The organism is Streptomyces sp. NPDC050085 (assembly GCF_044460595.1).
Lineage (GTDB): Bacteria > Actinomycetota > Actinomycetes > Streptomycetales > Streptomycetaceae > Streptomyces.
Map to the genome: position 1 here is coordinate 1,076,362 of NZ_JBITJZ010000001.1, position 22,426 is coordinate 1,098,787.

Annotated in this window: 16 protein-coding genes; 8 read left to right on the top strand and 8 right to left on the bottom strand. The window is 65.2% G+C overall.

What is annotated here, in order from left to right:
* Positions 1-22: 22 nt before the first annotated feature.
* Complete coding sequence (locus ACIBUY_RS04580; protein ID WP_399151770.1) at positions 23-1,189, bottom strand: hypothetical protein; 1,167 nt, start codon at positions 1,187-1,189, stop codon at positions 23-25.
* 649 nt (positions 1,190-1,838) lie between these two features.
* On the opposite strand from ACIBUY_RS04580, the gene ACIBUY_RS04585 reads away from it, so the two are divergent.
* Positions 1,839-2,387, top strand: a complete 549-nt coding sequence (locus tag ACIBUY_RS04585) for a hypothetical protein (protein WP_399151771.1) — start codon at positions 1,839-1,841, stop codon at positions 2,385-2,387.
* Between the two features lie 130 nt (positions 2,388-2,517).
* On the opposite strand, the gene ACIBUY_RS04590 is transcribed toward ACIBUY_RS04585, so the two are convergent.
* Genes ACIBUY_RS04590 through ACIBUY_RS04600 form a run of 3 tightly spaced genes read right to left on the bottom strand, consistent with a single transcriptional unit; the run spans position 2,518 to position 8,303 of the window.
* Positions 2,518-5,589: a type I restriction endonuclease subunit R gene (locus ACIBUY_RS04590; protein WP_399151772.1), complete on the bottom strand. Its 3,072-nt coding sequence runs from the start codon at positions 5,587-5,589 to the stop codon at positions 2,518-2,520.
* 1 nt (position 5,590) lies between these two features.
* Complete coding sequence (locus ACIBUY_RS04595) at positions 5,591-6,796, bottom strand: restriction endonuclease subunit S (RefSeq protein ID WP_399151773.1); 1,206 nt, start codon at positions 6,794-6,796, stop codon at positions 5,591-5,593.
* Complete coding sequence (locus tag ACIBUY_RS04600) at positions 6,789-8,303, bottom strand: N-6 DNA methylase (RefSeq protein ID WP_399151774.1); 1,515 nt, start codon at positions 8,301-8,303, stop codon at positions 6,789-6,791. Before ACIBUY_RS04600 ends, ACIBUY_RS04595 begins: the two co-directional genes overlap by 8 nt.
* Before the next feature lie 1,765 nt (positions 8,304-10,068).
* On the opposite strand from ACIBUY_RS04600, the gene ACIBUY_RS04605 reads away from it, so the two are divergent.
* The 3 genes from ACIBUY_RS04605 (at position 10,069) to ACIBUY_RS04615 (ending at position 12,583) form a co-directional block, all read left to right on the top strand.
* Positions 10,069-11,037, top strand: a complete 969-nt coding sequence (locus ACIBUY_RS04605; protein ID WP_399151775.1) for a DUF6615 family protein — start codon at positions 10,069-10,071, stop codon at positions 11,035-11,037.
* 401 nt (positions 11,038-11,438) lie between these two features.
* Positions 11,439-11,924, top strand: a complete 486-nt coding sequence (locus ACIBUY_RS04610) for an SMI1/KNR4 family protein (protein WP_399152157.1) — start codon at positions 11,439-11,441, stop codon at positions 11,922-11,924.
* Between the two features lie 218 nt (positions 11,925-12,142).
* The gene (locus tag ACIBUY_RS04615) at positions 12,143-12,583 is read left to right on the top strand and encodes a DUF6193 family natural product biosynthesis protein (protein ID WP_399151776.1); all 441 of its coding nucleotides are present in this window, start codon (positions 12,143-12,145) and stop codon (positions 12,581-12,583) included.
* Between the two features lie 261 nt (positions 12,584-12,844).
* On the opposite strand, the gene ACIBUY_RS04620 is transcribed toward ACIBUY_RS04615, so the two are convergent.
* The 3 genes from ACIBUY_RS04620 to ACIBUY_RS04630 all read right to left on the bottom strand — a co-directional run bounded on the left by ACIBUY_RS04620 (position 12,845) and on the right by ACIBUY_RS04630 (position 17,483).
* Positions 12,845-14,671, bottom strand: coding sequence for an IS481 family transposase (locus ACIBUY_RS04620; RefSeq protein WP_399151777.1), 1,827 nt, complete (start codon positions 14,669-14,671; stop codon positions 12,845-12,847).
* A gap of 200 nt (positions 14,672-14,871) precedes the next feature.
* Positions 14,872-15,249: an SsgA family sporulation/cell division regulator gene (locus ACIBUY_RS04625; protein ID WP_399151778.1), complete on the bottom strand. Its 378-nt coding sequence runs from the start codon at positions 15,247-15,249 to the stop codon at positions 14,872-14,874.
* Positions 15,250-16,697: 1,448 nt separating this feature from the next.
* A complete protein-coding gene (locus ACIBUY_RS04630; protein WP_399151779.1) occupies positions 16,698-17,483 on the bottom strand; it encodes a hypothetical protein in 786 nt (261 codons plus the stop codon).
* Between the two features lie 294 nt (positions 17,484-17,777).
* Between ACIBUY_RS04630 and ACIBUY_RS04635 the strand changes: the two genes are divergently transcribed.
* The 4 genes from ACIBUY_RS04635 (at position 17,778) to ACIBUY_RS04650 (ending at position 20,447) form a co-directional block, all read left to right on the top strand.
* Positions 17,778-17,969 carry a hypothetical protein gene (locus tag ACIBUY_RS04635; RefSeq protein WP_399151780.1) on the top strand — a complete coding sequence of 64 codons (192 nt, stop codon included), beginning with the start codon at positions 17,778-17,780 and terminating at the stop codon, positions 17,967-17,969.
* Between the two features lie 49 nt (positions 17,970-18,018).
* Entirely contained in the window at positions 18,019-18,207 is a 189-nt protein-coding gene (locus tag ACIBUY_RS04640; RefSeq protein ID WP_399151781.1) for a hypothetical protein, read from the top strand.
* A gap of 135 nt (positions 18,208-18,342) precedes the next feature.
* Positions 18,343-19,377, top strand: a complete 1,035-nt coding sequence (locus tag ACIBUY_RS04645) for a hypothetical protein (protein WP_399151782.1) — start codon at positions 18,343-18,345, stop codon at positions 19,375-19,377.
* The gene (locus ACIBUY_RS04650; RefSeq protein ID WP_399151783.1) at positions 19,374-20,447 is read left to right on the top strand and encodes a restriction endonuclease; all 1,074 of its coding nucleotides are present in this window, start codon (positions 19,374-19,376) and stop codon (positions 20,445-20,447) included. Before ACIBUY_RS04645 ends, ACIBUY_RS04650 begins: the two co-directional genes overlap by 4 nt.
* A gap of 161 nt (positions 20,448-20,608) precedes the next feature.
* On the opposite strand, the gene ACIBUY_RS04655 is transcribed toward ACIBUY_RS04650, so the two are convergent.
* Positions 20,609-21,937, bottom strand: a complete 1,329-nt coding sequence (locus ACIBUY_RS04655) for a hypothetical protein (RefSeq protein ID WP_399151784.1) — start codon at positions 21,935-21,937, stop codon at positions 20,609-20,611.
* Positions 21,938-22,426 lie beyond the last annotated feature (489 nt).

A 22,426-nucleotide genomic window follows, 5' to 3' on the forward strand; every position in this document is an offset into this window, starting at 1 on the left:
GGCCGGATCCCGACCCCGCCCCTCAGATGCCGTGTTCGGGGACTGCGTCCTGGGCGTCCAGGAGCTTGTCGATCGCGGTCTGGATCTGCTCGACCGCGCCGGGCTCGGCGGCCAGCACCGCCAACGGGACTTCCTTCCAGCCCTTGAAGCCAGTCTCCTGCTCTGCGGCCACCTTCTCTTCCAACCCGCCCACGGTGGGCAGCGCCTGCGCGAACACCGTCGTCACCTCCAGGCCCAGATGATTGGTAATGGCGCCGAAGTTGAAGGCCAACCGCTCGTCAACGCCCGGCTCACGCAAGGACAGCGTTCCCACCGGCAACGGCACGGAGCGTCCCGGGACCCGGTAATGCAGGTTCAAACTGGGGTACGTGGCGTTGCCCCCGACCAGCTTTCCGCGCCGCGTCGCATGCTCCACAAGGTCCTGTACCACCTGGCGCACCTCCATGGTGCAGCCGTTCTCCAGCGCCTCCTCCACGGCGGTGCGCGTCCAGACCGGGCGGCGCTGCCCCGCCGGCGTCTTCGCGGCTGTGGCCACCTCCCCGTACACCCGGGGCACGAGTACCTTCAACTCCCCCGCGCCGCGGTACTGAGTCAACTCCACGGCGTACACGTCGGTGTGCCGCATCTGCCGGTTGAGGAACTCCACGATCGCCCGCAGCTCGACCGGAATCCGGTCGGCCACGAACAGCAGCCGCATCTGCCCCGCAGCCAGCCGCTCCTCCACCCCAGCCCAGAAATCCTCCGGCGCGCGTTCCGGATCGATCAGCTGCGCGTACGCCTCCGCGAGGTCCTGGCCGTCGGCCGTGCAGGTCTCCTCGAACTTCCGCTGCAACACGGCCGCGGGCCAGTACTGCGAGCCGTTGGCCGCGTAGTCGAGCATCTGCCCCACCACCTCGCGGCGGATCCGCGTGTCCGTGGCCCGCTTGACTTCCACCAGGGTCGGCACGCCGTCGCCGTCCACGAACAAGTGGTCCAGCCGGTACGCGGGCCCGCTCTCCGCGCTCGTGGCCACTCCCATCTCCCGCGCCACGAGCGTCAGCCGCACGGGCTGCCCGTCCGACAGGGTCCCGAAGTCCAGCACCCGCGGGTGCCGTGCCAGCAGTTCCTGGAACTCCGCCTCGGTCTCGAACCCGGCCACCTCCAGCGCCTGCAACTCCTCGCCCACCACGAACACCGGCTGGTCCGTCACCCTCGGCCTCCCGCACCTGTCTACGCACGCGATCACTTCGCGCTGCTCAACAGATTCATACCGGCTGCCACTGACAGGCAGCTTCCTAGCCCACTGCGGACGCGCCCCGGACCTCGTTCCGCAGACTCGCAGCAACGGGCGGCGGGCCATGGCGACTTCCGCGAACAGACGCGCCTGCACCAGGCCCCGGCTCACGCGGCGAGGTTGTCAGGCAGACGCTGGATGCGTCGGCGCCAACGTGCGGTCACGGGTGGGAGGGATGTGTGACGCCGATCCACACACCGATCACCACGACCACCACCAATAGCCAGAATTTCCCTTTGAGGCTCATACCGCCCTTCCCTCCACCCGCCCCGCAACCGTCGCCACCGGGGAGCCCAAGGTACGCAACTACCCTACGCAGACGGCTTGTTCACGCCCTCCACTCGCCACGCAATCGTGGCGCTCCCGCATGATGTGCCGCCCCTTGGCGCCCGGCTTGCACGGATCCTCTCCAGCCGTCTTCCGCCACGGGCATCCCATTGGCGGGCAAATTCTGTACTGGTCGCCGGTTGTTCACGCTCACGCTCTACTCGCATAGACCACCTGGGTGGTGTCATGCCGTCAGTCGCCCGGCATCAAGCCGGGCCCCACACCGGAGGCCCCCCACATGCGTCCGTCTTTCCGATTCGCGTCCGCCGCCTGTGCGTTGACCCTCGCGACCGCGGGCCTGGTCCTGACCGCCGCCAGCGCCCACGCCACCACCACGACTACGGCCGCGGGTTCCTGTTCGCAGTCCTACCTGCCGCTGCCCGACCCTTCCTGCCAGCCCGGCGCGTACAACCCGGACGTGACCCAGTCGACGATCAACTCGACGATTTGCGTGTCCGGTTGGACGAGTACCGTGCGCCCGCCGACGTCGTACACGAACCCGTTGAAGGTCCAGCAGATCGCCGAGTACGGGTACAGCGACACCAGCACCGCCGACTACGAGGAAGATCACCTCGTGCCGTTGGAACTGGGCGGGGCGCCACGGGATCCGCAGAACCTGTGGCCCGAGCCCCGCTACACGGCCGGCGGGAAGACAGCCGGCAACAAAGACACCATCGAGAACAAGCTCAAGACCGCCGTATGCTCCGGCCAGGTCTCCCTCGACGACGCCCGCCACGCCATCGCCACCAACTGGACGACCGCCCTATCTACCGTCGGCATCGGCTGACGAGGGCTACAACGACGCCCCGGCACACCTTAGTTGGCCTGCCGGGGTGCCAAGGCGTATGTCGAACCTCGGCTCAACTTGACGGACGCAGAACTTGGCCACCTTGCGATGGCCCCAATCGTGACGTCGTTCAATAGTTCTCTCGCACGTACTCGTACGTGCGGTCGAACAGCTCGCCCTTGATGGGCAAGCTGTACTCCTTCAAGACGGAACGCAGCTCGCGACGAACGCGTTTGTCTCCCGCGTCGCTCGCGTTCCACCCAGCATAGGCGACCTCGACAACGATCGAGTCGATCCGCGCGACTATGTCGGGGACGATCTTGTGCAGCCCGGGCGGTGTGTTCTCCGCGACGATCTGGGTAAGCGCCCCGCGTTTCGGATCGGCCAGCCGGTCGAGCGCCGTCTGGTCGCCTTGTTCCGCTGCTCGATCTGCGGCGACCACGTCCTGAGCGATCTTCAGTGCCGCCTCGAGGAACGCCAGGGAATCTTCGACGTTCTCGATCGCCTTGGCACGGAGCTTCTCGATCCGCTCCGCCAGCGACCGGTACGCCGGGCTCTCAGTATCGGCGAGCCGACGCCTGAGGCGCGCCTCGATGGAGTCGAGGACCTCCTGGTACACGTCGTCGGTCTTCGATTCCGGCGACTGCTGACCCGAGAGATTCAGCTGCTCGGCGATCTTCTTGACGAGCTCCAGGCCGGCAGCGTCGAGCGTGACTGTCTTCGACGGCATCGACTTCACGCCCACATCGCTCATGTGTCCGTGAATCAGGTCAGTGGTCTTCGCGCCGAGACGCGCCCAGAGGAACGCCTTGGAGACGTCCTTGGGTCGTATCGACTCGTACACCTTCGCGAGCCAGAAGTACTGTCTCTTGAACGGCTGGAGCATCGGGTGAGGGTCGAGGAACTCCCACACCGTCTGCAGCGCGACGTAGTTCTCAATGAACTCGGTGCGCTGCGCGCCGCCTTCAGGGATCCGCTCATGGGCCTCGGCGAGTGACTCGAATGACGAGTCACTGGTGTCGATGCCGCTGAACAGATGCAGCAGGCGTGTGAGGTCGGCGACGAACTTCCCCGCCAGCTTGGAGGCGTCGGTGATGTTGACCTCGTCGTCGTCATCCCTCACCTTCGGGCCGGCGACTGCCTTGCCGATGGCCTTTGCGAGTCCGATGTAGTCGACGACCCGGCCGAAGTCCTTGCGCTGACCGGTGACCGGGTTCTTCCACGGACGGTTAGGCCGTGTGATCGTCTGGAAGAGGTTGGTGCCCTTGGCGGGCTTGTCGAGATACAGCACGCCCTCAATGGGCGCATTGAAGCCGGTCATCCACTTCGCGGTGACGACGACGAACGACATCGGGTCATCGACCTTCTTGAAGCGGCGCTTGAGCTCCTCCTCCTGATCCGGAGTGAGGAGGTACTTCTTGTGCTCCTTGGGGGTCTCCTTGCTATCGACAACGTGCATCACCACACCGACCTCACGGAGTCGTCCGTCCGGCATGACTGCAGCACGGCGCTCCAGCTCAGCCTTGATCGCCTTGGCATACGCGATCACAAGGCGCTGGTTATAGGCCACGACCTGAGCCTTCTGCCCCAGAGGAGCGACGTAGGTAAGGAAGTGGTCGACGATGTCGGCGCACACAGCAGCCACGCGCTCGGGGTTGGAGAGGATCGTCTCGATATGGGACGCCTTCCCCGACAGGAAGACCTTCTCCTCCTCGTCCAGGCCCTCCTCTGCGGCCAGCTCGTCGAATGCCTCGTCCAGGGCTTCCTTGTCGAGGTTGAACCCGACAGCCCGGCCCTCCACGATCACTGGCTTGGTGAACCCGTCGGCGATGGACTGCTCCGGCGTGTATCGCGACATCACAAAATCCGGGTCGTCAGGGTCGCCGAACAGCTTGAACGTCGAACGGTCCTTATCCTCAACCGCCGTACCCGTTGCACCGAAGAACTTCGCGTTCGGCACCGCCGCGCGCCACGCCTCGCCGAACTTCCCCTCTTGCGAGCGGTGTGCCTCGTCGACGAGGACGACGATGTTCGACCGGTTGTTCAGATGGCCAGCCTCAGCGAATTTGTGCACGGTCGTGATGACCACGCCCGGCTCACCGCTGCGCAGCAGAGCGTGCAGCTCCCGCCGGTTTCCGGGCACCGACATCCGCGGCATGCCAGCAGTCTCGAACATCTCCGCCGTTTGCCGGACCAGATCCTTACGGTCGGCGATCACGATAACCGTCGGCGCGCTCCCGAACGCCTCCGTGACCGCGTCATCGCGCAGCAAACGGGCGGCGGCGAACGCCATGAGTTCGGTCTTGCCCGATCCCTGGTGATGCCAGATCAGTCCGCCAGGACGGCTGGCGAGCACCTTGGCCTGGATCGCCAGCGCGGCCTCGAACTGCGGGTAACGAGGCAAGAACTTGATGTCGACCTCGGAGGCGTCCCGAGCGTGACGAAACATCGCCAGGTCCTTGAGGATCGGCAGGACTGTCTCCGGCCGCAACAGCAAGCGGGCGGCCCGCTCGACTCGAGCCGGGCCTGTGATGGTCTTTGGGTCGTCCTCAGTGGCCCCCCACGGGGCCCAGATCTCGGAGTCGGGGTCCGGGACAGCACGGACCGGAGCCATGCGGAACTCCAGACCCTCGGTGGCGACGTTCAAGACGTTCGGCGCGAAGAAGTTCGGGTACTCCTCCTCATACACGTCGTACAGGTCCTTCGCGGCGTTGACCCACGAGACCTGATGCTTCACAGGCGTCTTGGTCTCGGCAACGACCAGCGGAAACCCATTGACGTAGTACACGACGTCGAAACGGCGCGGCTTGGCCGCACCGCTGATGGTGACCTCGTCAGCGACCGTGAAGCGATTATTGTTGAGATCTTTAAAGTCGATCAGCCGACGAGGCACATGCCTACCGTCGATGGTTGTGAATGAGTGGTCGCCACGAAGCATCACGGTCAGCCGCTCGTTGGCCGCAACGAGCCCGTTGTGCGCATCGAGGACAGCCTGATTGAGTTCATGCAGAACGAGGTCCGTCGACTCGCGGTCGTGTACCAGCTCTGGGTTCAGCGCGAGCAAGGCTTCGCGTGCCCAGTCCTCGACGATGACATCATGCTCATCGCGCGGCAATTCGTCCCCTTGGAGGCGTTCCCAACCAGCCTCCTCAGCCCACTCGAGCAATGAACGCTGGATCGTGCTTGCTTCCGTCCAACCCATCTCAGGACACCTCCTCAAGCAGAGCGTCGTAATCCTGCGGAATCTCGATTTCCTGGTTGAGGAGGGAGGCCAGAAGCGCGGAACGGAAGGCGCGGAGGTTGGCGAGCTCCAGATCCAGGTCTTCTACTGCGAATGCGACAGCGTCACAGTGCTGAACATACTTGGACTGATCCTCAAGCGACGGGATCGGTAGACGCAGAGAACCCAAGATGGCCTTATTGATCTTTCTCATCGATGCGGTCCCGCGCGCTGATGCTGTGATAGTTGAGCGCACTGACGGGGAGCACAATAGATGCGCCAGATAAGCCGACTGGCAAACATCGGGCTTTGTTTGAATTCGCCAGATAAGGTCAGGCAGGTAGGTTTGGCGGGCCACATTTCGCGCGATGGCAGCAAGGCCGACGCGATCGAAGGAACCACTGGCCCTAGTGATAAGTAGGTCGCCCTCTGCCACTAGGTGGGCTTCAGTGTAGCCCGTCAGGTCAACAAGCTTCTTTACTTCGGAAGCCACGAAGGCGCCCAATTGAATTGCGCTCAGTTTCAGGACGGTCGGATCTCCGGTTCGCGGCTTTCCATCCGAAGTTTGAACGCTCTTGCCGCCATGGATCCCAAAAACAATGCTGCGTAGATCGCGTTCGGGACCGTCCGGATGTGCGTTGCGAACGAGGGCTAGCAATGAGGCTGCCTTCTGCCTCTCGACACCCAACCCGTCAATCTGCGCTTCCACCGCTGCCATAACGTCGACGATGCGACGCTGCTCCGAAATAGGCGGGAGAGGGACTTCGATTGTCAAAAAATCAGCGGGCTTGACCCGTTCGCGCCTGCCGCCCATGCCGGTCGACAATGCCTGCAGTTGCTCCCACAGTCGTCTTGTGGTCGTAAGGAGTCGGAAGTATTCGGGAAGCATTCGCTCACCACACGTGAATGTGGGAAACTCTTGCGACGCGTAGACCTCGCCTAGATCGCTTGGGACGACCGTAATCGCTCCTTCGAATGCCTTCAAGCGGCTGTAGACGATCTGGTTCGGCCGGATGCGATTCAGCGTCTTGTACGAGGTCTCATCCCCACCAATCGGTTCCCGGAGCAACAGGCCCCGACCGCGGTTCAAGACACCGACGATGTCGTAGGAGGCCGTCTCTGTGATCGGGACCGCGTCGACATCCAGTGCCACAACCTCGTCGAGCCGGGCCCGTTCCCACTCACTCACTGGACACCTCGAACATGCTCAAATCGACCCCTGCCGCTGCAAGCCGCTCGAACATGACAGCCTCGGCGTCGATGCGATGCTGCCTGGCGTCGGCATAGGCTACGAGCGCGGTGCCTAGATCGGCGGTTTCTTCTGCAGCGACCTTGATGTAGCGGCCGATATTCAGGTCGAAATCGTTCTGCTCGATCTCCTTAAGCGGCACCAGTCTGACATTGGCACCGCTCTCACCCGCCGAGTCGCTACCTGCCCGGTACGCCTCAATAACAGCCCTGACGTCATCCTCGGACATCAAGTTCTGCTTTTTACCCTTGGTAAACCGCGCCGAGCCGTCAATGAAGAGCACGTGCTCCTTTCGGGCAGCCGACTTCTGGGCGCGGAAGATCAACAGGCACGCCGGGATTTCGGTTGAGTAAAACAGCTTAGGCGGCAACCCGACGACGGCTTCCAGAACGTCCTTACCGATGAGGCCCCGGCGGATCTTCGCCTCTGCGCCTCCGCGGAACAGCACGCCGTGAGGCATCACCACGCCGACACGACCGGATCCGGGCTTCATCGACGAGACCATGTGCTGGACGAAGGCATAGTCGCCGTTCTTCGCCGGCGGCACGCCGCAGATGGCTCGTGGATCCGAGGACCAGCGGTCCGCTCCCCAATTCGCCAGCGAGAAGGGTGGGTTGGCAATCACAGCATCAAATTGGCGGACCGCACCGCTGGGTGCCTTAAACGCCGGAGCACGTAGGGTGTCTCCGCGCTTGATGTCAAAGTCCTCGATCTCGTGCAGGAACAAGTTCATCCGGGCGATCGAGGCCGTTGTCAGGTTGATCTCCTGGCCATACACCCTGAGCGTGCGGTGGTCCTTGCCGGACTCTCGCAGCTGGTTGATCGTCGCGACAAGCATCCCGCCAGAGCCGCAGGACGGGTCGTAGACGGACTCGCCCGGCTCCGGCTGGAGGATCCCGACGAGCAGGTTCACGACCTCACGGGGTGTGAAGAACTCGCCGGCCTTCTTACCTGACTCGTCGGCGAAGTTCTTCAGCAGGTACTCGTAGCCCGCGCCGAGCAGGTCGTGCGAGACGGTCGACGGGTCGAGCTTGATCTTGTTGAACGCTCGGATGAGTCCCAGCAGGGCCGACTCGGGGATGCGTTCCTGGTTGCCCCATGAGGCGTCCCCGAAGACGCCGGCGAGCGAGCGCGGGTTGGCCATTTCGATGCGCTGGAAGGTCTTCGCGATCTCCGCACCGAGGTTGGCGACTTTCTCTGTGACCTCGCTCCACAGCGTGCCCTCCGGCAGCTCGAACCGGTGAAAGTCGGCCTCGATCTCGTCGTCGAGATCCTTACCGTACGCATCGAACGCCGCGGCGTGCTCGTAGGCCCAGGTGTCGCTGATCCACTTCCAGAACAGCATCGGGAAGACGTAGGTCTTGAAGTCAGCCGGGTCGACGGGGCCGCGGAGCGCGTTCGCGGCGTCCCACAGCCGGGATTCGAGCTCGTGCTGAGTGATCGTCACAGAGATGAGGTCCTTCGTTGAAGACGGTGCCCCGATTATGGAGGAGGGCACTGACAGTTCGGGAGTCAGCTACGGCATGCGGAGCGACCTCCAGACGGTGACCAGCACCCATGCTCCGAACCGAGCATGATCGCGGACACACTGAGACTTCATCTCTGCGTCTCCGCGTCAAGTCATAGCGTATGAGACGGGTGATCTCCACGGAGCTGAACTTGAAGGGCTGAAGAGGCAGGCCGAGGAGCCGCAGGGTCCGCGGGGTAGGCGGCGCGACAGCTCGCACGGGAGGTTTGTCGGACGAGCGACGTACCATAAGGTGATCCGTGTGGCCTCTACCCATCTCGTGATCCTTGGTGAGCGCACCGCGTTGCGGTGGGTGCTGACCGAGCAGCGTATGGCTTTTCCAGCAGGGCGAACACGCCAGACACGCGCTGTGCATGAAGGTGACGAGATCATGCTCTATACAACTCGCGGGTGTTTCAGAAGCCCTACTCGTGACGTAGGGCGCCTCATTGGGCGCGGTGTGGTAGCCACGCCAGTGAGTGTCCTGACGGACCCGGTGCGATTCGGAGAGCGAGAGTTCATTACCGGATGCGACATTCGGATCCAGAGCCTTGCCCCGTACCGGGAAGGTCTGAGCCTCCGAGAGCTTGTGCCCGACCTTGACATGTTTCCCAACCCGCGCGGTTGGGCCGTGCAGCTCAGGCGCACAACACTTGAGATCCCACCCCGGGATGCTGAGTTGCTGCGTAGGAAGTTGAAACCGCACCTCAAGCCGTACGCGGAAGCCATTGCTGGATATGAGCAGCTACCGGTGGCCGCGTAGACAGCCTTGGCCAGCTCGGGGGAACTTGCGGGGTCCGTTACCTCGCGGCTACCCGTCGTGCGTGAGCGGACGGGGCAGCACCCGTTGGATCGAACAAGCCTCTCCGCAGGAACGACGAAGACGTCATGAAGCGACAGAGGCGAAAGCGTCGGCCTCGGTATTGAGACCGTACGCGGCTCCCACTGTCACCTTTGCCGCGCTTCTCAGGGCGGCGTTACGCCATTCTCATTGCAGCGGCCGGGAGTTGCCCCAGCTAGAGGCGCCCGAGTCGAGGCATATGCGCTGTTGGGGGGGGCGGGCACGCCACTGTCGGCCGACCCGCCCAGTGCTCGGACGGGCTCATCGTTTGCGACGCCGACATCAGCAGCATGAGCCGAGTCTCCGATGGTCTGACCGGGACCGGCGAGTTTACGCAGATCCTTCAACGCGTTGACGACCGGCGGCCGTCCGGCCTGCCCGTCTCATTCTGAAACGATCAGTTGGCCTTGCTCACCCTCGCACACGCCAACCTCCACGGGCATCGCGAAGGGAAGGGCGAGGGGCCCTGTATGGGTCGACCCGGTCCAAGGTGAAGATCAGCCGCTGCGCCGCCCAGGACAATCCAACGAACAACGTCGGCGTGCCTACGCGCAGGTCGCACCGGTAGAACCACCACTGTCTGGCATACCCCCTGCAACAACGGGGCTTGTGCGCAACTGCAGTTCGTCAACGTGCGCGCAATAACTGCCAACTGCGGGGCGCCACCGGCGAGGGCCCGGGGGCCACGGCGCGCTCAGTCCCGCTCTGCCCCTGTTGGACGCCCCGGACAGCCAGCGCGTCGTCACGCCAGAGCTCACCCATCCGGTCACTGGCCCGAGGGATCCATCGCACCGGACAACCTGACGGTCGCCAGCACCGGCGTACTGCGAGTTGGAACGATTCCTGTCGTGAGAGGGTACGAGGGTGGCGATAGAGAGTCTCCATGACCTGTGCGCGGCCATGGACACGGCAGCGATAGAGACCTGGAAGCGCATCGAGTTCGGGCGACTTCCCGGGCGCAGGTTCGACGAGGCATCCGTCACGGACAACCTGCTGTTCACTCTGCAGAGCCGGGTCCCTGGGCTGCTGACCTACCAGAGCAACCAGGTGCAGGAGCGGGACTCCGGAGCCGACTGGGAATGGTGGATCGGCGACGACGCGGCAGGATGGATCTGCCTACGTATCCAAGCGAAACGCGCCTACGACGACAACACCTACCGGATGCTGAAGCATCCGGGAGCCGGCGACGATGCGTATCAATACGACACGTTGATCAAAGGCTGCAACCCTGACCAGGCCCGCTACGCGTTTCACGTCTTCTACAACGGCTGGCCCGAAGGCACCTTCGAAGACGGAACATACTGGGCCCCGCCCGCGCGGTGGAACGCCTGCCCCGGTCTCGGTTCATATCAGGACTGCAAGCACGCCGAGCCTCGCCACTACGGCTGCGCCATCATCCCTACTGGTGTCGTCAAGGAACTCAGCGATCGTGAGATCGCCGCGCCCGCCGCTGGCAGATACCACGTGCAGAAGTACCTGTCTGAGGCCGTCCCCTGGTCGTACGCCTTCGGCTTCCCTCCCTGGGACCACAAGCGAGGGGAGGAGCGCTGGCATCCCAAGCTCGATCGCGGGGACTGGGTCGATCGCATCCACGGCACGCTCGAAGTGCTCGCCCGAAGAGGGGGCGCACGCGGCGCCAGGGACGCCTCAGGACACCTCGGAGAGGTACCGGTCGATCGAGACCAACGGAGCTTCGTACTCCCGCCGTACGTCGAGGCGATGCGCGGCAGGACCCCAGGACGCTTCGAGCCGGCATCTGATGACGAAGTGCCTGCTGCTCCTCAGACGGTGATCGTTGAGCGAAGGCCAAAACGGGCGCGGAAGCGGAAGTAGGGGGCCTGCCCTCTTCTGAGGCCACGTTTCCTGATCAACCGCGGCTCAGTGCCCCATGCTGTTCACGTTGTAGGACAGCGTGAAGGGGCCCGCTCGTGCTATCGGCATGCTGCACTGCACATGGGCGTTGTAGCTGATGACGTTGGGGGGGGTCCCGTCGCAAGTGATCTGGCCCAGATCGAACCGGTGATCTGCAGCGACCAGATCAGTTGAGACGCGTGAATGCTACCGATCTCGGTTGATCTGGTCCCGGTGAGCGAACCGCAGATGGCGTCTCAGCCGAACTGGCCCGGATGCGGGACCTTCAAGAATCAGTGCCCGCCGAGCCGACCAGTGGCTAGCCTGCTCGCGTGACGTCGCACAGAGACCACCGCAACCTTCCCCCAGCCCTCGCCGCTGCCATGGCAGTCCGACTCGACTGGATCGGCGAGGACGGTATCGACTTCGAACCTTACGAAGCCTTCCTCACTGCGGAAGAGACCACTGATTGGTTGCGCTCCTGGACCGGCAACAGCGAGCTGAACGGCGACGACTTCCGCGTATTCGGCCAGGACGGAACCGGCGGGGCCGTCGCATTCTGGCTGATCCGCCCAGGCCAGGCACTGGTCGAGCAGCCGGTCGTCTTTCTCGGCTCCGAAGGAGAGACGGGTGTCGTCGCCCGCAACCTTGGCGCCTTTCTGTGGCTGCTGGCCGACGGCTTCGGTCCATGGGAAGCAGCCACGTCGGACAACCCCGAGCCCGACTGGACCCCATGCCCCAATCGTGAGCTGACGGCCATTTCCGAACAATTCGCAGCGGCTCACCGGGCGTCGGCAGTTGCCGTGATTGGGCAGGCCGTACGAGAGTTCCCCGACTTCGACGATGCCATCATGGCGCTCTGCCGCTGAACCCGATCGCCTGAGACGAGAGGCAAATCGGACCAGTTCGCTTGAGACAAGGACCGCATCGGCAGAGGCGGGACATGCGGTTTGAATAGCGGCCCCAGGCCCTGGTTCGGGCATCGTCAACGACCCCGACCCGTACTGACAGCGAAACGCGCCATGCGACAAGGCATCACCCTGCAGTTCCACACCGTTGACACGCGACCGGCTGGGAGGGACTCATCATGGAGGCCGAAACCTCCGGCGATGTGAGCGGTTGGTGGCAGGACCTCCTGGACCAGCACCGCCCGCCACATGCCGATCACTACACGGCCTCCATGTGGGAGCTGCTGCAGGCGGCGAGCCACGACCCGCTGCTGAGCACCCTCTATCCCACTATCTCGACCACCATGCTGACCTTCTCCTGCACGAACGACTTCAACGCCCGCGATGACGAACGTTTCCCTGTCATTGGAGCTGCGGAGCACCAGTTCGGAGTCAGTGTCCTCCCCATCTCAGAAGACAACATCCGTCTCGTCACCGCCGACCCCACCGAGGCAGTTGAGTTGGCTGTGCGGCTGCTCCGCGAACGGCTCGATGCTCTCAACTCCAACAGCGCGGCGCCCCTTGACGAGCAGCCGAGCACCAACACCAGCCCCTCCACCGGAACGACGGAGGCATCATGAGGCGACGGGTGAAAGCGTTGACCTCGGTATGAGGCTGTACGCGACTCCCACCGTCACTGTGCCGCGCTTCTCAGGACGGCGTTACACGCCATCCTCATTGCAGCGGCAGGGGTTTGCTCCGGCAAGCGGTGCTCGGGGCGAGGCGCCTGCGCAGTCTGACCGGAGGATGGGGAGGGCAACTCCCGTCACCGACAGCCGTGTCATAGGCGTCCCGCACACTGGATAACGGGCACGCGCCCGCGCGACTGTCGGTGTGAGGTCTCAGGACTTCCTTGACCGTTTGTCGTCACGAGATGCTTGACGCTCGGCTTGCGTCCCCATGCCCTTCACGTAGAGCCTGGTGATCGGCTTGAGGTTCTTGCGGGGCCTGACGGCGAGTTCGTCTTCGCCATGCAGGATCCGGAAGTGGGTGTCCTCGATGACGACCGTGACGATCTTTCCGGCGTGCCGTGGACCGAGCTTGATGAACTGTCCATTGATCATGAAGCGCCCGCTCGCGTGCACCTTGCGCTGCGCCCGAATGGCCCCTGTCGGCAAGGGCGGAGGAGGCAACGGGGAAGTTGCGGTCCGTGCACCGCGGATCTCTCCCAGCCGCTCGGCCGGGATCGGGCATGGCCACGTCCCCATCAGGGCGTTGTCCGCGATGGCGTGCATGAGGTGCCCGTTCAGCCGCAACGTGATGGTGCGGCCGGCGAGGGCGAACCCGCCCTGGTAGCGGCCCCCGGCCAGGCAGACGAGCCCGTCCCGCTGGACTTTGCGGTCGACCTCGACCGGCTCCCCGGCCGCGAGCATGGCCGTGCCGCTGCCCGTCCTGGGCAGAGCGGACGGTGCGGGTTCCGGCCCGGCCGGCCGGGCGCCGTAGCGCATGGTCAGGTAGGCGATGTCCTCCGGTCGTAGCCGGGACGGACTTGTGGTGACCAGGTGTCCGTCCAGGAGGTAGTGGACGCTGCGCTGGTTCGCCCAGACGGTCAGGGTTCTGCCGGCCAGCGCCTGGTGGATGCCGACCTGCTGTCTGTTCGACACCAAGGTGATCTCGCCGCGAGGCGGCACCCGGACCTCGAACTCGATGGCGGTGCCCTGCGGAGGCAGGACCGGTGGCTCGACCACGTCGACCGCCAACTGCGTGTCACCGGCGATCTGTTCGGGATGATCAGCGCCACGGTCGCGGGCGGCGTGGGGCCGGAACAGGCTGATGGGGGTGGCCATGTTCAGGGCCTGGTGCGGACGTTGGTGGTTGTAGGCGTTCACCCAGCCATCGACCGCGTCCTGCGCCGCGGCCAGGGACTCGAAGGGGGCCACGTGGTCGAGGAACTCCTCGCGCAGGGTGCGATGAAACCGTTCGATCTTGCCGGTGGTGGTAGGTGATCTCGGCTTGGTCAGCCGCTGGGTGATCCCGTTCTCCCGGCAGATGCGCTCGAACAGCACCTCGACCGGCTGGGGCCGGGTATGGCGGCCGGTGAACTGCTTGCCATTGTCCGTGAGGACTTCGAAGGGCACTCCATAGCGGCGCATCGCGGCGGTGAAGGCGGAACACACCGCGCGGGCGCTGGGCACGGCCACCACGGAGGCGATCACGACGAACCGGGAGTGGTCGTCGATGCCGGTGACCATCTTGCACTCCCGCCCGTCGGCCAACGGGACTCCGCCGACGAGATCCATCTGCCACAGGTGCATGGGCGCCTCGCGCTGCCACCGGCGGTACTGGCGTGGATGCTGCTGTTCCTGGGGGCGAACCAGACCGTTGCGGAACAGCACCCGGTGAACCGTGGCACGTGACGGCGCCGACTCCTCTCCGCGGGTGGCCAGTTCGTGGGAGATCCGGCGGGCGCCCCACCGAGGATGCTGACGACGCAGTTCGCAGATCTCGGCCTCAACCTCGGCCGACAGACGCGTGGGGCTGTTCCGCGGCCGTCGCGAACGGTCCAGCAGGCCAGGCAGGCCCTCCTGTTCGAACCGACGCCGCCAGTTGTGCAGCGTCTGGCGCGAAGTGCCGTACCGGACCGCGACTTCGCCGATGGGCGACCCACCGAGCACCTCGCGGACGGCTCGGTAGCGGTACTCGGCCAGCTGCTGCACATCCACAACCACCGACGGAAGCACCCCTGCCGCATCGCCACCCATCAGACGCCGGAGAACCAGCCGAACGTGTCAACGATGTCCCGAGCACGAATGGTCAAGCATCTCCTGAGACCTCACATCGACACGCGACTCCTCGTCGCGACCGGGGCTCGCGGGTGGCCTGCCCGCCTGTAGCCCAGTAGGCCCAACAGGCTGACGTCGACGCCAGGTTATGAGTCCTTCCTTCCTGAGAATGTGCCGGCTTGGTTGAGGTGCATCTCGAGCTCGGTCAGTCCGGAACGGACGTAGCGCTCCTCGGCTGAGCGGGGAACGATGTGCATTGCCTGTTCCAGAAACTCCTTCACCTGCGGGCGTGGCAGCGAAACAACACACCTCCCCTCAGGCGGTCGTAGTTCGAGGTACAGGCGCGCATCGCCGACTTCCGGCGTTTCTGGCCACACCGAGACATCCCCATCGCCCACCTTGGATCGAATGCCTTCGACCAACAGGTCTCTACCGAAAGTCCAGGAAGTTTCCTTCCCCTGGATCTGGAAGACCGCTTGCACGGCGACCGGGTCTGTTCCGCAAAAGGTCAGGCGTACCTGCAAGGGCAGAGTGAAGGTGCCGGACCGACTCCGATGGAATCGACCCGGGAGTTCCATCCTTACAACTTGCTTCTCTGATACCTCTCTCGGATTGGCTTCGGCCGGTGTCCCCTGATTCCACCATGGACTGCTGAGTGTTCGGCCTGCACTTCGACGCGATCGCGAGGAGCCAACAGAGGTCACGGTCCATGCGGCCGGTGAGGGCCAGGGAGCCAGCTCTGGCCTCTGCTCCGCAAGACAAAGCAGCCAGACGGCAAGGCGCGCAGAAGCCGCCGAACCGTCTCTCGTATCAGGCAACTGAGAAGCCAGGCGCACAGAGCGCTCCAGTGCACGCTTCCACCCGTACTGCGACCGCATGAATGAATCAAATGTGGCCTCCGCTGTCCGCCAGGCCATGCCGTCGGATCCAGGTACGTCACGCGACAGTGCGCCTTCAAGTAGCCAGCGTCCGAGCAGGGCGGACTTGCCGCTCCCTGCCTGACCGGTCAGGATCGAAGGCACCCACTCCCCTGCGTTACGAGGCTCTCTGAGCCCTTGCCACCTGTCCTGTGACCACCGCGCTCTCAGGTGATGGTGCAGAAGAATGATGGCCCGACGGTCACTCCCGCCCGGCACGCTGAGGCGGAAATCTCTCGAGTTCGATGGCGAGTTGCTGCTCTCCGTCTCTGCGCACCGCAGGCCCTCCAGGAGAGCCGGGGCCACGTCAACAGCGTCGTGGAGCACGCCCCACCGGGGAGTGCGGTGAGCAAGTTGCTCCCTGAGTACCGCACACACCTGATCCCGCCCATCCAAACCAACCGCTTCACGGGCAATACGATGTGCGGACTCGGGGTCCTGCTCCCGGCCGTTCCGCAGGATCTGCCGCCAGCCCACTTCTGCCATCTGCTCTCGAAGTACGTCCTGGAGCGCGCAACGGCCGTGCGCGTTGAGACCAGGAAGTCTTCCCGCGATACGTGCCAGTTCCCTCACCGACAGGCACTCCTGATAGCGAGACGACCATAGTTCCGTCGCCGCTTGTTCCACATGCTGGCCCACTCTGCGCGCACCGGGATTCAAACTGGCACCAGAAAGCAAGGCCCAAGACTTCAATAGCGGCTCGGCGCGAACGAGCTCCTGCCACCGAGATTGCCAGTGCGACCGAGTCTTGCCTGAGCCCGGGGCGAGCCACAGCACGGCCTTCACTTCGGGTCCCTGCCTCAGCCAGCTGCGAGCCGAAGGTGTGGCCGGCACGTCCGCGGTCGGCGCCTCGCTCTCGGATTGTTCGCCTTCCGGCCCGACGCACAGGTGCGGCTGCCGAGCCGCGTCTTCGAACCGGCGTCGCGCCCCGGCCGGGGCGGCCCCGAGGCTCTGTGCCACGCGGGGTGCGCCCAGGCTCGATGCTTCCAGCAGGGTGTCGAAGTCCTCGAGGTCCTCCGTCGTGATGTGGTCCATGGCTCCTTCGCTTCGGACGGTCACCGCTGCTCCCCCTCTTCCTGTGCGAGCACGAGGGCCCGGCGATTGACGCGGCCGCGCAGCCTGCTGATCCGGCGCTCCAGCGCCTTCTCCGTCAGGCCGACGCGCCGGGCCGCTTCGGCCTGGGTGTAGCCCAAGGCACAAAACCCAAGCGCTTCCAGCAGCTGCGGGTCCTTCACCAGGGGCAGGAGGCGCTCAAGGATGTCCCGGGATTCCGCGTGATGGGCGGGGTCCGTGGCCCGCTGATCGGGGACGAGGCTGAAGGGGTCGGCCGACGTGTCGTCGGCGCAGGGGGAAACCGCCAGCTCGGCCTGCCCCCGGCGGTGGCTGTCGTACCAACGGATGTAAATCCGGGGGAACGCACGCAGCACGGCGCCGACGAAGTAGGTGTCCAGGTTCGCCCCGCCCGCGGCGCTCCAACGCCCCTGGACCAGGCCGTGGGTGTGGAAGACGCGCAGGCCCCCCAGCACGCTGTCGACCACGACGCCCTGGCGATCCTCCGGCGACCAGACGGGGCTGGCCTTCTCCAACGGGACCGGCCGCCCTACCTGGCGCGCCTTGCGGAACACCTCGCCGCTGATGGTCCACTTGGTCATGGTCAGGTAGCCGTACTGAGTCAGGCGCTCGATGGCCTTCTGGTAGCGGGGGCCCTGGAAACCGTCAGCCCGCAGGATGTCCACGATCCGCGCGTCGACCTGCCGGCGGCGCGCGCGGTCCACCACGCCGTCCTCGCCCGCGAGTTCCTGGTCGAGGAGGTCAAGGGCCTGCGGTCTGAGCTCCGCCACCTCTTCTCCACTGGGGCATGAAGGGGTGCAGGCGGCGTTCTCTCCGCCCTCGAGCACGTCCGGCACATCCGCTCCCTAGCATCCGCTGCAGGTTCGGCGGCCCCCGTGCAGCCGCCCCTCGCACACGTCATAGACGCCATCGAGCGCTTTCCCCCCTCCCAACTCAGAAGTTTTTTGCGGCCCCTGACGGTGATTCACGTCACAGGGGGTGACGGGTATGGGCCTCGCCTATACCTCCAGCATCAGCCGCACCGGACGTACCGCGTGCACCTCCCACCCCTGTAGGAGCCGACCGTGTCCCAGCCCAACCCGCAGCCGCCGCTGCTCAGCCAACGTGCCGCGGTCATCCTCCTGCTCGGAGTCCTGTCCGCCGTCGCAGCCGTCGTACTGACGGTGCTCGGCGGCGCCGCCACGACGACCGGCCTCCTCGCGGGAGGCACCGCCTTCGCGGCGGCCGTCATGTTCTTCAACGCCATCATCGACTGACGCCATGCCCTGGGGTCGGTGATCATCTCTTTCCGTTAGAACTGGCGGTGTGCCACGGGATCCTCAGAACCTGTGGCCGGAGCCCCGGTACACGGCCGACGGGAAGACAGCTGACGACAAGGACACGATCGAGAACAAGCTCAAGACCGCCGTGTGCGCCGGACAGGTGTCCCTCGACGACGCCCGCCACGCCATCGCCACCAACTGGACGACCGCCCTATCAGCCGCCAGCAGCTGACGAGGACCACAACGACGCCCGGCATGCCCGAGTTGGGCTGCGGGGCGTTGCGGTGCGGCGAACGACGAACGGCGAGCAGGCCGACCGGAGATCGTCTCGGTCGGCATTGTCAGTGCCGCTCAGTAGAGTCCCGCCGTGACCACTGGATTACCGACGCACAGCCTCCGGGACCTGCTCAGCGAAGACAGTCGTGGTGCTGCTCTTGCTCGTGCTGCAGCGGCGGCTGGCGAGAACGAGCGATACGCAGCGTTCTTCCATGCCTGTACGTGGGACATCGCTGCGGAGATCTTCGACCGTATGACCGCGCACCGGGACGACATCGCCACCGCGCAGGACGACGCCGAGCAGCACGGTGGCTCCCGGCCCAGTTCGCCGCTGCACCCCGCTTCACGGCACATCGACACGGTCTCTGCAGCGGCTGCCCAGGCGCTTGTCCAAGCCCTCAACGAGGAGTTGGCGGAGGCCACCTCCGCCGTGGACGAGGCGACCCGCGTGCGCTCCCGGATAGCTGGCCACGGTGACCAAGGCGTGCCCCCGCCGCCTGCGTCCGGCCTGGGAATTCATCGGCTGTCTCCGCTTGAGGCGTTCGGTGCGTTTCACCACCAGCTCGATGCAGCCCGTCGGAGAGTGCACGCCTTGCGGTCCGAGAACATACGAGTCCTGCAGGAACTGGTTTTGGAGGAGGACCTCCGCAGGCAGGCTGCCGCGGACCGCAACGCCATCACGTTGAAGGACATCGACCTCTACTGCAAGGACGACTTCCACGACGTGATCGCCGATCTCGCCGACGGCACACCGCACCCCGCGCCCAGCTACAGCGGCCAGCAGCTGCCCGTCACGGCCGCTCTGCCCGACGGCCGGCCCGTCGTCTTCCTCACCAAGCATCTTCCCGTCTACGGTCACGGCAGCTTCACGCCACCGCCCCTGCCTGCCCTCGGACTTCCCGACGTGCTCGAGATGGCCGATGCTGCACGGCATCAGTTTCCCGGGGCCAGCATGGTCGCCGTCACCAACGGACGCTTCTCGCCGACTGCACAGCGCTATGCGCAGAGCAGCGATGTCCGACTCCTTGGCCGGGAGGGCCTGGAACGCTGGGCGACATGGTCCTGCCCCCTCCCGACGGTCCTCGGCTCCTGCGAGGCGCACACGGCCACGGAGACAAAGTCATGACCGATGCCCACGCCCTGCGCGCCGCAGCGCCCGTGTATCAGGACGAGACGCTCAACGAGATGCTGGAGCGCCGAGCCGCGGACGCCGATGACGCGGTTCTGGAGGCTGCGGTGCGCTGGGCCACCGAGGACCTCCTGTTGGCGCATGTCCTGCTCCAACTCCGGGCCCACTGTGATGATCTCAAGCGCAAGCACACCGATGCTCACCGCCGTGCCACACACGAACCGGGTTTCGACGACCCCGCGTGCACCCCCACGACCGTTCGCTGCGCTCTGGCTGCCCAGCGGCTCGAGCGGCTTCTGGATCAGGAATTGCGCTGGTCGCGAGAGGATGTCGCACACGGCGAACAGCTCCAGCAGCGCCTGCGCTGGCTCAGCACCAAACCGGCGGAGCGCTACCGTCAATACCCCTGCAGCACGCCGGAACTCGACGCCGCCGCCGAACTCCTCCACCACTGCAGCGAATCGTCGGGCCGAGTACAGGCGCTCCTCGCGGACGACCGTGAATGCCTTCATGCCCTGGCCATCGAAGAACAGCGGGCCCGGGACTTCTTGGCCTCGCCTGCGAGCACGCAACTGCCACAGATTCACGCGATGTCCCACCGTCGGTTCGAGCACCTGGTCTCCGCTCTGGCAGCGCGCGACGGACTCGACGTCGAACGGCGACACGGCGGGCCACACGACGGCGGTGTCGACGTCATTGCCACCACACCTGCTGGCCTAAGGGTGGTCGTTCAGTGCAAGCACACCACGACAGCAAAGCCGGTGGGGGTGTCAGCGGTCCGCGAGCTCATGGGCATTGGCCCTGTCCACAACGCCGATATCTCGATTCTGATCACCAATAGCACCTTCAGCAAACATGCCGAGGGACTCGCGCGGCAGCAGGACATCGTCTTGTTCAGTTGGTGGGTGTTGATGCGCTGGGCCACCTGGGGTGAATCCCTGCTCGACATACTCGACCTCGACGAAGTCCGTGAACCGGCTGCGCAAGCTTGCCGCCCACACGACGGCGAGTCCCCTCCGATCGGACGTCACCAGCGGGGCATGCCGCGCAGCGAGTTCAGCCAATGACTGAAGGGCCCGGTCCCCCGGGCCGTCTCCGTCTGTCGGGTGCGGCAAGTGAGCATGCGTTCCTGAGGATCTCAAAGACCGCACCACTCAACGTCGCATGAAGCAGCATCACGCCGCTCTTGCCGGCTACTCGGCGCCGCTGCCGGACACCCGGAGGTTCTTCAGTTCCCCGGAATGAAGTTGATCTTGAAGTCGCGACGGACAAATGAGGGAGCCCTGCGCGAGCACGCCAGGTGGGATCGGTAGAAGCCGCGACGTTCGGCCTCGTTGTGCCACACGCTGAGATGGTCCACTTGCTCGTCCGAGAGCCCGGAGACCACAGCGAGCTGCTCAGCGGTGAGCCCTGTCGGATGCTGGTGGAATGCGCGGGCGATCCCGGCTGCCTGGACCTCTTCGTCGAAGAACGGGCGCTGCTCATAGTGATCGTACAAGGCATCCCGGTGGTGCGCTGAGCAGGCGATGACGGGCCGTCTTCCGTCGTTCTCGGGGTTGTGGGGATGGAGGAACGAGGAGTCGGCCACCGCGCCAGCCATGCCTTCAGCCACGGGAGTACGGCCGCACCAGTCACAACCGGGATGCGGATGTCCTGACAGACTGCGCGCCCTGGCCGCTTCGTCGGCACTCCATCGCTGCATGGCCTGCCGGGCCGAGCGGGCCCGCGGAATCAACGCCTCGATGTCGCGCAGCAGCGGGGTGAGCGCGACGACAGTGGGAGCCAGGGGCGCGATCTTCTGGAACAGCGGGTAGCAATCCTCGATGAGCATCTGGGCGCGGCTCGCGCACTCGTGGGCATTGACCTCGTCGAACTCCGGCCCGACCAAGGGCACGTGGAGGGCGAGCGGTGTGCTCGAAGCGCGGAGTTGCTGGAGGCGGCGCAGGGTTGGATCGGCCGGGACGCTCCAGGTTGCGGCACGGAAAACCCGGCCGACCCACTCGATCAGGACTCGGCCGTCTCGCGCCAGCATCAACACCTCGAAGGGAGTGCAGCGGACGATGCTCTGATCGTAGGAACGCCACAACGCCCGAGTGCGTTCTGCGAGGTAGGGCGCTCCCCGTACCGTGGCCTGCTCCACCATCGCGTGCTGCAGGGCGGCGAGTCCTGGGTCGCTGCCGTGTTCCGTCGCTACTCGCGCCATGACTGTCTGCGCGGCGCGCACATAGTCGTCCGTGGCTACATCGGCCGCTTCGATACCCAGCGCCCGTACGACGGTATGCCGCTCTACTGCATCCACCGCGTCGTGTCGGCTGGCGAACCGCGGAACGCCAGTTGGCCACCGGGCCGTTGGCCCCAGCGCGAAGCGGTGTGCAATGGACGATGCACGGTCGACGGCCTCATCCTTCGAGGCGGCGGCCTGCTCTGCCTCCTCGATTCGGTGGATCACGCCGTCATCGCGATGCTTGACGAACTCACTCAGTGCCCACCGGACTCCCGCTTCTTGCAACGGAACCTCCGGACGCATCGTGATCAGTTCGATCGCGCTGTCGCGCAACGGTCGTCCCCTGCGGCTCGTTCCGCAGAGTGCAGTGGCCACTGCGGACGCCTGCGGATGTACCGAGGACGTGGATCCCTTCCGCCCCCGCCATCCGCGCGGATTGCGCGGCAGCAGCCCCACCCTGCGCCACGCCTCCAGCTGCTCCTGAGTCGCCCCCGACTCATTCATGAGGCGTGCATCTGCTGCGCTGACCAACCTCGGCACCCCATCACGATAGAACCCCGGGACCCTTCCTCGGGTAGGCAGCGGCACCGGTCGCTGCAATGGGAACGGCCGGTTCTCCGCGGGGTCACCACCCGCCCATTTCCCTGGGAGCGTGCACTGTGTTGGCGAAAGAAGCGATCGGCCTGATCGCTACATTGCTCACCGCAACGGGCAGCGCCGCCGCCGGTGCTGCAGCTCTGATCACAGCCACACGAGGCCGTTCCGCCGACAGCGAAGACGGGCAGCAACCACATCCCCCTTCCCCCGGCAGCGAAGCACGCG